Annotated in this window: 9 protein-coding genes; 7 read left to right on the forward strand and 2 right to left on the reverse strand. The window is 50.0% G+C overall.

Annotated features, from left to right (window positions below; all coding sequences use genetic code 11):
* Nucleotides 1-21: 21 nt before the first annotated feature.
* The 7 genes from ACR3EM_RS02645 to ACR3EM_RS02675 all read left to right on the forward strand — a co-directional run bounded on the left by ACR3EM_RS02645 (nucleotide 22) and on the right by ACR3EM_RS02675 (nucleotide 11,020).
* A complete protein-coding gene (locus ACR3EM_RS02645) occupies nucleotides 22-1,125 on the forward strand; it encodes a DNA cytosine methyltransferase (RefSeq protein ID WP_170753069.1) in 1,104 nt (367 codons plus the stop codon).
* On the forward strand, nucleotides 1,107-4,076 hold the full coding sequence (locus tag ACR3EM_RS02650; RefSeq protein WP_480469269.1) for a sensor histidine kinase: 2,970 nt from the start codon (nucleotides 1,107-1,109) through the stop codon (nucleotides 4,074-4,076). Before ACR3EM_RS02645 ends, ACR3EM_RS02650 begins: the two co-directional genes overlap by 19 nt.
* Nucleotides 4,066-5,907 carry a response regulator receiver domain gene (locus tag ACR3EM_RS02655; RefSeq protein WP_480469270.1) on the forward strand — a complete coding sequence of 614 codons (1,842 nt, stop codon included), beginning with the start codon at nucleotides 4,066-4,068 and terminating at the stop codon, nucleotides 5,905-5,907. The genes ACR3EM_RS02650 and ACR3EM_RS02655 overlap by 11 nt, the downstream gene beginning before the upstream one ends.
* 531 nt (nucleotides 5,908-6,438) lie before the next feature.
* Nucleotides 6,439-7,113, forward strand: coding sequence for a recombinase family protein (locus tag ACR3EM_RS02660; protein ID WP_480469271.1), 675 nt, complete (start codon nucleotides 6,439-6,441; stop codon nucleotides 7,111-7,113).
* Nucleotides 7,114-7,480: 367 nt separating this feature from the next.
* Nucleotides 7,481-8,236 (forward strand): hypothetical protein, encoded by a 756-nt coding sequence (locus ACR3EM_RS02665; protein ID WP_480469272.1) that lies wholly within the window; start codon nucleotides 7,481-7,483, stop codon nucleotides 8,234-8,236.
* A 331-nt stretch (nucleotides 8,237-8,567) separates the two neighbouring features.
* Nucleotides 8,568-9,965, forward strand: coding sequence for an FRG domain-containing protein (locus ACR3EM_RS02670; RefSeq protein WP_480469273.1), 1,398 nt, complete (start codon nucleotides 8,568-8,570; stop codon nucleotides 9,963-9,965).
* An 854-nt stretch (nucleotides 9,966-10,819) separates the two neighbouring features.
* Nucleotides 10,820-11,020 carry a hypothetical protein gene (locus tag ACR3EM_RS02675; protein ID WP_480469274.1) on the forward strand — a complete coding sequence of 67 codons (201 nt, stop codon included), beginning with the start codon at nucleotides 10,820-10,822 and terminating at the stop codon, nucleotides 11,018-11,020.
* 262 nt (nucleotides 11,021-11,282) lie between these two features.
* On the opposite strand, the gene ACR3EM_RS02680 is transcribed toward ACR3EM_RS02675, so the two are convergent.
* Nucleotides 11,283-11,789 carry a hypothetical protein gene (locus ACR3EM_RS02680; protein ID WP_480469275.1) on the reverse strand — a complete coding sequence of 169 codons (507 nt, stop codon included), beginning with the start codon at nucleotides 11,787-11,789 and terminating at the stop codon, nucleotides 11,283-11,285.
* Nucleotides 11,773-12,534, reverse strand: coding sequence for a helix-turn-helix transcriptional regulator (locus ACR3EM_RS02685; RefSeq protein WP_480469276.1), 762 nt, complete (start codon nucleotides 12,532-12,534; stop codon nucleotides 11,773-11,775). The genes ACR3EM_RS02680 and ACR3EM_RS02685 overlap by 17 nt, the downstream gene beginning before the upstream one ends.
* Nucleotides 12,535-12,630 lie beyond the last annotated feature (96 nt).

The raw sequence follows: 12,630 nt of genomic DNA on the forward strand, positions 1-12,630 counted from the left end.
ACAGGCGAGATTCGTGGATTCATGGGGCAAGAAAGGCGCTACAAAGCGGTAGATTTGTTCGCAGGAGCGGGAGGGCTTACCCTCGCAGCACAAGCCTGTGACCTAGACGTGGAGTTTGCGGTCGAAAACGACAAGCATGCGGCGGCCACATACCGCTTGAACTTTTGCGACCCAGCAGACCAAAGAGCTCCGAGGCTCTACGACCAGAGCATCCTCGACCTTGATGCGAAGAGTCTTGCACTTGAGCATTTCGGAAAAGATAGTGAGTGTGACATTTTACTGGGTGGACCTCCGTGCCAAGGCTTCTCAACGCATCGTATCAAAGATGCCGGTGTAGGTGACCCAAGAAACCATTTAATTTATCGCTATTTCGACTTCATTTCCGCGCTGAGACCGAAGTCATTTCTGATGGAGAACGTTCCGGGAATACTGTGGCCAAGACACAAGGGGTTTCTAGATGAGTTCTATCGAATGGCAACTAGTCTAGGTTATTCTGTCGCGGCACCGACAGTCGTCGACGCTCGGAATTTTGGAGTGCCGCAAAGAAGGAAGCGAGTCTTCATAGTTGGCTTCAGGGACATCGACGTGCCTCAAGCTGGTTGGCCCCCGGCTCCAACTCGTGGACCTGCTGGGAACGACGATAACTTGCCCACTTGGGAAGACTGCGCTCAAGTATTTGAGCCAGCTCCTTTAGGTGACCCAAACAACGTCCACATGAGGCATGGAGACGAATTGGTGAAAGTGTTTGAAAACACTCCGGTCAATGGTGGCTCCAGAAGAGACTCCGGCAGGGTGCTGCCGTGTCATGAACACCACAACGGTCACAAAGATGTTTATGGGCGTATAGATCCTTCCTTACCAGCTCCCACGATGACAACGGCTTGCATTAACCCGTCAAAAGGGAGGTTTGTTCATCCCACAGAAAATCATGGGATAACCGTAAGGCAGGCAGCCAGAATTCAAGACTTTCCAGATAGTTTTCGATTTTGCGGAGGTCTCATGGCGGCGGGAAAGCAAATTGGTAATGCCGTTCCGAAGTCACTTGGTGCGGCGTTAATCAATTCAATCATGTCCCAATTGAAAAATAACGATAGCAATATCTATGAGTGGAAAGTTTCCGCATGAAGAGCGCGTCGTTCAAGACGAGGGCAAGAACAGTTGACCACCTTGGTCGCGAACAAATAGCGGACTGTCCTACGGCAGTTTCCGAGCTTTGGAAAAACGCCTACGACGCATACGCTCGTAATGTCTCTTTAGAAGTGTTCAACACAGAGCCAGCGACCGCTGTGATGTCCGACGACGGTCACGGTATGGATATCGACGATGTTTTGGATCGCTGGCTGGTAATTGGCACAGAGTCGAAAGCATCCGCGAACATCGTGCCTAAGCATGATAGGTGTGGTTTGCCACCCCGCGTCAAACAAGGACGGAAGGGCATAGGCCGACTTTCCTGTGCAAATTTAGGTCCGTTGGTGCTGGTTATCTCAAAACGGCGCGAAAGCTCGTTCGTTGGTTGTTTGGTGGACTGGAGAATGTTCCAGAACCCATACTTAAACCTTTCGGACATTGAAATTCCAGTCGTAGAAACTGAGGATTTGAATGAGCTTTTTGGCGAGTTGCCTAGGCTAAAGGCACGCCTAATTGCTTGCATAACTGGCGATGAAGTGGGTTCGAAGGATGGTAGGCAGCGACTGCGTAAAGCTTGGGCAAAACATGATGATGAACTAGATTTGTTGTCGAAAATTCGATCCGCCAACATAAAGAAATCCATTGAAGACGCTAGTTTCGACGTTGATCAACTTGCGAATTGGTCCGCTGGTCAATCCAATGGCGGTCACGGAACAGTGTTGATGGTCTCCGATATCAACTACGACCTGAGAGCACTTCTACAATCGCCACCACATAACCCGGCGATCTCGCGCACGATCGACGCTTTTAGAGAGACCCTTCACAGCTTCGTAGACCCCTACGCAACTGATACCTCCAGCGTCGACAACGAGTTTAATTACGGTGTTAAGGTGCAGCGCGACTTACTGCCGACTCTATTGCTGGGCAGCGAGAAAGCATTCAGTTTAAATCAGCTTGAAGGAATGGAGCATTGTATCGACGGAGAAGTAGACGATGCAGGTGTGTTCAATGGTAGGGTGAAAGTCTTTGGACAGTGGCTTAATCAGCAGAGCGTTATTAAGCCACCAACCGACCTTCCCATTCCTACCAGAAAGGACACACGAGTCGGCCCATTCAAGATCTTCATTGCTTCGCTGGAATTCAACTTTCGCAACTCCACGCATGACAAAGCAGACCACGAAAGATTCATTGACCTAGCAAAGCAATACGCAGGCTTTATGGTATTCCGGGACGGGCTGCGTGTCTTACCCTATGGTCGAGCCGACAATGACTTCTTCGAAATTGAATCACGTCGAACTCGCCATGCTGGTCGGGAATTCTGGAACCACCGTCAAATGTTTGGCAGAGTTGCTATATCCAGAGATCAGAACCCAAACTTGGTTGACAAAGCCGGTCGCGAAGGATTGATCGATAATCGAGCAGCGAAGGCACTGAGAGACATAGTTGACCACATCTTGATGTCATCTGCTCGACAGTATTTTGGAACTGATTCAGAGTTTCGTAAGGAACGCTTGCCAGAAGTTCAGGATTCCAAGGACAAACTTCGTGCTGCGGAGAACAGAAAAAAGCTACGAGAAAAAAACCGAAGGAGCTTTGGCACTCTGCTAAAAGATCAGCTCAGCTTCTTACCAACACTTATTGACGACCTCCGATCAAAAGTTGATCATATTAATATCCAATCAGATCAAGATGTTGTAGACGCCCAAGAGCTACTTGCAGATTTCCGGATGAGGTTGCCGACGCGGAAGATTCCGGGTGCGCCTCGAAGCATGCCAGAAAGGCAGAAAAACAACTACGTTACTTACCAGCGAGAAGCTTCCGAGGCCCGTGCGCTGTTTGATGAGCTGAGTGCAGAGATTGACGACAAGATAGAGGCTTACAGCCCTTCAGACCCTTTGAGCTTGCTCAACGATCAGGCTGACAAGGCCAAGAGGCGATTTCAAGCTGACTTACGAAAAAGGACCGCACAGATTGAAGACCTACAAAAGCAAGAATTTAGCCGAGTGAGAGAGTTGGCCGATTCTAGGAGAGGTGCATTTGACGACGAAGTTCAGTCTGCAATCCAGCTATTCGAAATCGGCCGTAAGACCTTTGCCGATGCGTCAAAACTTGTTGGCGACGCTCGAGACAGACTTCTTGCTGAGAACGACGAGATCTTTGAACCCTACGTTAGAAGCTTGGAAGCACTAAAAGAAAGCATTGATCTTGAAACACTTGCAACTGCCGGCATGGATGACGCAGCTGACCTCAGGTCCGAACTTGATCGTCTCAATGGTCTTGCGCAACTTGGGATAGCTGTCGAGATAACAGGCCACGATCTGCAAGACTTTGACGACATAATTTCGTCTGGACTAAAGCGGCTTCCAAATGATGTGGCTGATTCCAAAGCTGTTCGCGATATCAGGCTTGGATATGAAGGACTGACAGATCAGTTGCGGTTCTTGTCCCCCTTACGAATGGCGGGAACAAAAGTTGAAAGGTGGATAGATGGAACCGAGATTGCGGATTACGTGCGAAGCTTCTTTGCGCCAGTTTTGGCGAGAGAGAGTATTTCACTAGAAGCCACCGAGGAGTTTGAACGTTTTCGTGTGTTCGATCAGCCTTCAAGGCTTTATCCAGTATTTATCAATTTGATTAACAACAGCATCTATTGGGTTTCAACCAGTAAAAAACTCGAAGACGAAAGACGAATTCTGCTGGATGCACGTGAGGGTAAGGTCTTTGTATCCGACAATGGTCCTGGGATAAGTGACGAAGACATCGGCTCCCTCTTCAAGTTATTTTTTACGAAACGTGTTCAAGGAGGACGGGGAGTGGGCCTTTATCTGAGCCGCGCAAACCTCAAGTCTGGGGGCCATGACATTGAATATGCAAAAGGGAACGATCTTCCTTTGGGCGGCGCGAACTTCGCTATAAGTTTTAGGGGAGCAGAATTCAGTGACCGCTGAAAATTATTCTCAATTTGTTCGCGAAGCTTTTATTGAACCAATTCGAAGCGTGCTAATTGTCGATGACGACTATCCAACGGTGGACGAAATCTTAGCAGGTCGAAAATTGGAGATTTCCGGGGAGAGCGCTCCGCAAGGTAAGACTTGGTTTGATACACCAGATGCAGTTGAAGCAGTGGTCAGGCAGTTTCGCGGGCACGACAAACCCTATTTACTCGATATTCACGATGCTCAAAATCTGTCTCGCCCCGATGAGCTGGAAGGTGCGAAGCGGCTGCATCATTCCGATCTACTGATATTGGATCATGAGTTAGACAAATCAAAATCCGGTGACGGTTCATTGTCACTATCGATAGCGAGAAGGCTAATGACAAATCCCCACTACAATCTTGTAGTGGTTCACTCAAACGAGAGACCCGAGGATTTGTTTCCTAAGTTCGTCCTCGGCCTATGCCAACCCAGCATTCCTAGCCTTTCTGAGCAAGAAAAGAACTTTTTGGACGAAGGTTTGGAGTCAGCGGACCGCGACTCAGACGAGGTCGCAGAGCTAGACCTTGAAGCCGAGCTCGCTGCAGTAGTTGGGCTTTCTCAATACATAGATTTCGTTAGGAGCGCGAAAGCAATAAATAAGGTTGCCACTTCGGAACAACCGTTTACGGACGCAGCTATCGTATTGGAAAAGTTCAAAATTAATAAGAAATATTGGCGAGTGATCGTCAAGGATTGTCTCGCCAAATTTGAATCACAGGCAAAAGCCTCGGATTTAATGAGCGATATTAGCTGTGGGACACTTGTCCTGTCGTCGGGGAAAACGAAATGGATACGAACCGATCGCGCATTTGTTACATTTGTAAAAAAAAGCCCAGACGTAAAACTATTGGAAACCTTAGAGGAAGCTCTTTTAGATTGGTATCCAAGCCCGTCGAGGATTTTTCTATCCAAGCTCTTGTCCACGTTGGACGAAAATGGAGTTCGAGTTCAAGATACTGCTCTTAAGCACAAGAACGCTCTGGCTCTTTGGTATAAGAAGCAGCTCGAAGCCAACGACGAGGAGCTAAAGACCATAATTGGCGAGACGGTTCGTCTGCACAGTGAAGAACTGATCCAAATCGTTTCTTCTGAAATCACTGATTTTGCAAAACAATTAGTTCAAGCCGATCGCGATAAACTTGAGCTTACCGCAGAAGCAGCGAACGAGACCAAAGAAGAACGAGAGAAGAGACAAGCAGAGAACGATAAGAAGTTCTGCGAGGCAGTGCAAAGTCGCTACCCGAGCGTCGACCTTGCCAAAGAAGAAAGCCATAACCTTGCTATCTTTGAGCACAATGCGACCGTGAATAGTCAACCTGTCAGAGGATGGCACCTGCAAACAGGGCACATTTTCGAGCTGGGTAACGAATACTGGGTTTGCTTGTCACCTGCCTGTGACACAGTTCCGAGCCAAATTTCGGATAATCAAGTAGCAATCATCGGTGAGCGCCTGAGGTTCAATGCTGTGCAACTCCACCGTAAAGGCAATAGTGTCCCGAAAGATATTTCTAGTGGCAGATATCTGTTCCTGAACCTAAAGGGACAGATCGAGACTTTTTCTTTCACAGAACACGACAACTCTGCGCCTATTTGGACAAGCCTTTACGCAGAAAAGCGCGGAAAACTTGGTGAGGAAAAGGACCTTATTGTTTCACGTGTCGAACAAACGGAAGCCGGTGAGCTGATGACAAAGAGTTATGAATGCAAAATATCTGCCCACCTTAGATACGAATATTCACTGAACCTCATAGACAAGCTTAGTTCAAACTTTACACGAGTCGGGTTAGATTTTTCTGGTTAGCTGGTCGCCTGATCGCAATAGCTAGCAACTTGTGACGCTTCAAAAGAGTAAAACCGTTTCAGCGCAAAAATTCGGCTGGGAAAGATATAAGTTAGCGATTGGATGTATCCCCCCATGGGGTATGCTGCGGGACTAAAACATAGTTTTGTCAACTTACTTTTCCGAGTCTCCATATCTGCGATGTTCTGGTTTCTATCGTCAGGAATTAAGAGCAGCTCTGGTCCAAACAGGGCTATTCTTAACAGCCTCGTTCATCAAAGCTACGGGCTGCGTTTGAACCCAAGGCATAGCGCGTTGCGTTCAGGATGTGTGTGTTATCCTTGAGAGTGCCTAACGCAAATGCCGCCCTTCTTGATAGATTCAGAATGCTAGCACAGGTGGATTTTGATTTCTGAGGTTCATAGCCCAATTGTGCATAAGGGTATGCCCTAACGAACAGGTCACAAGCTGCCTCTAGGGATGTTCATAAGGGTTGACTTTCATTTGTGAACATCTCATCTGTGTGAACAGAAGGCAGTGAACAGGTATCCCATGACCAAAACAATCCTCTATGTCCGCGTTTCCACGAACGGGCAAACCAGTGACCACCAGCTAGAGCAAGCCCGCGCCGCTGGCTTCGATATAGCAGATGAAGATGTCATTACAGATCATGGCACCTCTGGTGTTACCGTCAAGATGGCGGACCGGGAAGGCGGAAAGAGGCTTCTCGACCGTCACACACTGCGTTCAGGGGATACCTTGGTGGTCCGTTGGGTGGACCGTTTAGGGCGCAACTATCAGGACGTGACCGACACTATACGCACACTCATCAATCGGGGCGTGACGATTAAGACGGTGATAAACCGTATGGTCTTCGACGGAACGGCAACGGACCCCACTCAGAAAGCTATACGGGACGCGCTAATTGGATTCATGGCCGCGATGGCAGAGGCGCAGGCACAGGCAACGAAAGAGGCGCAGGTGGCAGGCATAGCTCATCGTAAAGCCACAGAGCCGGAGAAATTCCGGGGACGAAAGCCCGCGTTCACCCGAGACCAGTTAGAAGAAGTCATAAGTTTAGCGGAAGCTGGTCAGGGCCACTCAGCGATTGCAAAGGCAACCGGTCTCAACCGGAACGCAGTCATTCGCATTGCCACAGACCCCGAAAAAGCAAAATCCATGCTCATCAAGTGGGACATGTGGGAGCGGCCGGAGGACGCCGCCTAACGCGAAATGTCACAACCCACATACTAGTCCTAAGAGAGGCTGACCCGGAGCGGTCCAGCAGAGTGCATTTTGAGATGGCCGTTCAGGTTGAGGCCAAGCTGAGACGTGTCGGCATCTCCTAGGGCATTTGCTGACGTTCAGTCCGGCATCGCTCTCGCGGACCTGCCTCGGTTGCCCTGTGGTTGCCGCATCGGGCTTGTGAGAGCGCGTGCCTGACCGGGGGTGCAATCTATACTTTTCGCAGTTTGGATCAAAACTCCAACGTCTCTCTTTCTGATGATTGAAGACCCGCTGGCCTCTGGCGGCGCCGCAAATACCCCTCAGAAAATACCCCTCATCGCCCTTATAGTTTAAGAAAGGACCACGCATGGAACGTGACGACGATGGAGCCGCGCTGTTTGTGGAAGACCATGAGCATAGGGTGTTCATCTACAATGACTTAGGCGGTGACGAAGAAGTTGATGTCATCAAGACCGGGGGAAACATCTGGTTTCACGCATCATCGGCAGTCGAGTTGATGGGCATGAGCACAGACGATGCAAAGAACACGGCTCGAACACTCAAGCGAATTGATCACCCTGACATCATCAAAATCAAAGACACACCTTTCAGGTTCCCCGATGGGCGTCGTAATCGTGGTTCGTTTCTCAGCCCTAGGGCAATCGCAGTTTTGGCTGAAAAGAAGACCAAGAACTACAACCCTTTTAAGGCCCTTCGGTTTCGTGACTGGATGCAGGATGAAATTCTAATGGGTCAGCCACCCAAGACTTGGTCTCCTGCGAAGCATGAAAAGTCATCTCTCAGCCCAACCTTTCACGCGGTCATCAAAGAGCAACCCGAAGACCATCCTGAGTTGGACCCTCTGAGGCCAGTTGGTCCTTACTTGCCCATGGTCAACAAGCCTCGCCTACAGCCTGATGAAGTCGAGTTTTGCCTTTGTCAGGACACGAGGAATGGTCTCGGAAAGTGCTGGTGTCGCCGAAAGGGTGGTATTCGGACGTGGACCCATGAACAGATCGCAATCGCTGGTGATGAATACGGCGTAATCGACGCTGAAGACATCTTCGAAGTGACAACTGAGATAGTAACACACGAGCGCATCAGGACCGTGCCCGCTTGCTAGGCAGCCGTCCAAAACATCCCCACACAATATCGGACGCACCCCGACGCTTCTACCGAGGGCAACGGGGTCTTTCTGCATGCCCGAAAGGAAAAGCATGAACAAGAATTACACCCGTCCAGCCGGTTCGGATGCAACCTCACTAGGCGAGCGAAACCGAACCCGATGGACACGACATCTGCGCAAGAGGTTGACCGATTTGGTTCACCCACTGGCGAGAAAATGTTTTGTCTACAGCGGTCGTGGGCATGCAGCTAGACGCGGGTCAGTTTTACAAATATTGCCTGTAGGGTCTTAGTGTTGAATCAGACTTCCGCAGTGGGGAAAGTGACAGTTGGCAGACAACTTCAACTACATATCGTTTGGCGACTGGGACAAAGTCCAGGGTGAGGCCGATGATGTCACCCTGCTGCGGGGTCGTATGTTTGAATACACTCCGGTCGATATAGCTAAGCGACTTGAAAGCCTAGATGCCCGTTCAGTGGCATTTCTAGAGACGTTGCCGACGTTCCTATGCAGCGAAGTGCGTGCAACCGAAGGAGGTGAGGTTTCCATGCTGATCAAGTATGGGCGCGTCACAGGTATCAACCCCAATCGCAAGCAGATACTCTTCAAATTCGTAACCGAGATCAATTTCGAGGAGGTTTCGTTCCGCGACATTGAGACCGCTAGAGAAGTATTCGATCTTGAGAACTTTCAGTTGTATCGCACGCACTGGGCGGTCCGCGAAGATTCCGCGCGTGGCGTATTGGACCGGCTGGTCGACGCTAATCCAGAACTAGCTCATCTCATCTCCGAACAAGAACAACCGATTGAGGAAAGCTCAGCAGCCCAGCCGCCGCCACGAGACAAAAAAGTCATTGGCACAGCAAAAAGCGTCGAGGAATTTCTTCAGTTGCTCTACAGCAATCCAGCCAATGGGTCTTCCGAAACCTTCTTTCGTGGTCACGAAGACGCCAACTACGAACTCACACCATCTTTGCTGCGCAAATGGAATAACGGTGACTGGAAGTTCATGCGAAGCGAAGACCGTATCTGCAAGGAACTTCTGATTGCGCATTACGAAGACTTCCAATCCGACCAGTATTGCTTTGACCGCTTAGTTCGGATGCAGCATTACGGACTGCCTACACGGCTTCTCGACATCTCCAGTAATCCGCTGGTAGCTCTGTATTTTGCCTGCTCAATGAACCCTGCCATTGATGGCGAAGTCATTGTGTTCCAAGTCGCGTCAGAACGCCTAAAATATTATGATTCCGACACCGTCAGTTGCCTTTCGAACCTCTCAAACCTGACCTACGAGCAAAAAGACAAAATCGATCTTAGTCTTGATCAGATCGCCTTCAACGACACCGAGGTTGTTGGCAAGTTGCTTCATCATATCAAATCGGAGAAGGGTTATTTCGAAGGGCGCATAGTCCCGGACGATCTCGGCTCTATTGTCTGTGTAAAAGCGAAGCGCACTAACTCACGTATCAAGTCGCAATCTGGAGCCTTCTTGTTGTTTGGTCACGAGGCTGTGCTACCAGATGCGGGTTTGGATGACTTCGTAGTAACTCGCATCACTGTTAGGGAGAAGGAACACATCCTCAAGCAGCTTGATCAAATAAACATAAACGCGACAACGGTTTATCCGAGCATCGACCAGACTGCGGTCCATCTGCGAGATCATTACCAATCGCCGAACCCAGACGGAACAAACGAAAACCTTTCGCCTGATGGGGTCGATTGAAGATTGTAAGGGTATATCCACAGAGAATTATTGATTGGAAGCGCAATACAGTAGGATTTCTGTTGCTAGTCGCGACACACAAAACGTTGCCGCCACGACACACATTTTATCAGCATACACGCAAACTTACCGCGTAACCTGTTGTTTTTAATGATAGTTTTTCACAGTAGGTGCGCGTTCGGGGGCGTGTGGGGGCACCACTTCTAGCCAAGTCCTCCCTTCTGCCCTTATTCCTTGGTTTGATGCGCTTTACGTATTGGACAAGACACGCGTAGACACGCACATCAGTAAGGCGCGAATGGCTCTCCATATTAAGATCAAGCACATCGATAACTCATAGTGAACACTACATCACAACCCGGGTCTGATCTGCGGTTTAAGCCGCTTGGATTTATATCCCCAGATTCAGTGGACAGACAAATGGATCAAGATGTGATATAATCACCACGTGCCCGAAATGGGTGCCCTAAGGGGAGAAACCCACCGTCTCACAAATGGTAGAGAGTGGAGGTGGTGTGAGGGGCTGGATGAGGGGGTCTTGGCCAGCCCCTCTCTCTTTGGGGAAGCGGAATGGTGATAGCTGCCCGTTTAAGGCCCATTAGCAACTACGATTGAATACTGAAATTGAGGTTGTCCTTATGGCAGTCTCTGGTCGAGGTTGGCAGATAGCCGCCGCTGCTTCGCGTATGGTGCAGTTTCTTGCTTACATGGCCCCAGAACTGCATGGCGGGCTTTGGTGCGCCAGAGGTCGGACTTAGGGTGAAATCGCCTTATTCCTGTCGCAGCCGGGTCAAAGTTCGATGGATACAATCAACAAAAGTGAACCATGCACCAAGATTGAGCAGTCAGATAAAATGCTGTCAGACCACATCATCGCTGGCTCCAAACTGGAGCGATGCTTCCGAACCTACGATCCCTGGGTCGTCGTCCTGCAGGCCGTATTCGTTACCTCTTTTAGTCTGATCGGGTTGGCCGTGAGCATGCTGGCTTATCGGACTCTGGAATTGCCCAGCCTGCCTTATCTTTGGCAGTTGATTATGTCCTTGTGCGAGTAAGCGTCAGGTTATCCTAGCGGCTTTGCATCTGGCGTCATCCTAGAGTGCGATTTTCATTTTTGTGAGAAAATATGCCGTGGATGTGAACTGCATCACTGATCGGTTCAATAAAATCTTTCATAAACGAGATGTTAACGAGTGAACGTCTCTTTTGTTTCGGACGTTATGTTTTTCATAATCCTCCCTTTTTATTGGGCGCGCTGTACAAAAGCGCGCCCTTCTTTTTCGTGACGCCCATGGGGGATCTGATGGCCGGTAATGCTCAGACAGGGAACCCGAGTCGCTTGATCAGGTTCCAGATGTCATTGTTCGCTGTAGAGAGTTGTGCGACCACGTCCTCGATCTCTTTCATGGCCTCGTCATCCACCGTATCTTCGCGCCCCAGCTTGATATCGGTCTTGCGGTCGGCGATGCGCATCAGGATGGTCTTGGGGTTGCCGCTTTCCTGGTCGAACGAATAGATGCAGTGATTGTATTTGTTCCGGACCGACGACAGGCGCGACAGGCGCTGGGTATGTTTGAGGATCGGATCGCGTATTTCAGCGGGGCGGCCCTCCATCTTCGCTAGGCGCTCGACAAGATCGATGCGGGCGCGAGTCGTGTTCAGGGTCAGAAAGATGATGACGGCCACGTCCTTGTTGGATCCGGTCAACCCCGCGATCAGATGGATCAGCAGGCTTTCCGTGTTCGTCCACATATAGTTCAACCGGCCCACCAGAAGGATAAGCCGGTCAAACCGGGTTTCGAAGGCTTCATCCAACAGGGGCATTGCGCGCCTCATTGGGCGCGACCTCGAAATAAAAATGCGCCGCAGCTGTTCGGTTGCTGACGTCGATCTTGCCCGAGACGTTATGCATATGCAGCTTCACAGTATGCTCGGTTATACCCAGTTTGGCAGCGATGGCCTTGTTGCTTTTGCCCTGAGCGACCTGTCTCAGCACCTGTTTTTCCCGGCGGGTGAGTTTGGCATAGAGCAGCAGTTTCTCGGGTGATCGGGTCCGGGTAGCAGGCTGCTTTTCGATCGGCGCATTTGCCGCGTCTTGCAAGGCGGCCATGCTGTCGGCCAGGAAACAGGGCAGGTGTAACTCTTCATGCATCAGCAGACGTAAAATTGCGCGCCATACGTCTGGGGCGACATTCATCGGTAGATATCCGATATTGCCAAACCGCGCGCGGTCCCAGTGCTCGAACAGAAAGCGGGCCGGGCTTTTCTTGCGATAGGCGAAAGCCAGACACCCGGCCTCGGCCAGTTTTGTATATTCGGCGGGGCGGGATAAGAGATCCTCTATCATCATCTGGTCCACGACGATGATACGTTCGGCGGGCGAGTTCGCTTCGTTTTCCGCCAGGAGCGAATCCAGGTTCTCGTAGCGTGCTGCGCGCACGCCAAATTCGTTCTGAACACTTCTCAGGGTTTGGTTGGAATAAAACAGTTCCTTGCCAATAAATGCGATCGAAAGTTCTTCAGGGTATTCAATCTGACCACGTGAGTCATCTTGCAATGAGATATTCACTGTCCTTCCCCCACTAATAAAAGCGCCAGCCGCTGGAATTGAAATTGGGTGCAGGTTCAGCCGGCGCGAAACGGTAACGTAAATAGTCAAATTATC

The organism is Ruegeria sp. AH3 (assembly GCF_056536265.1).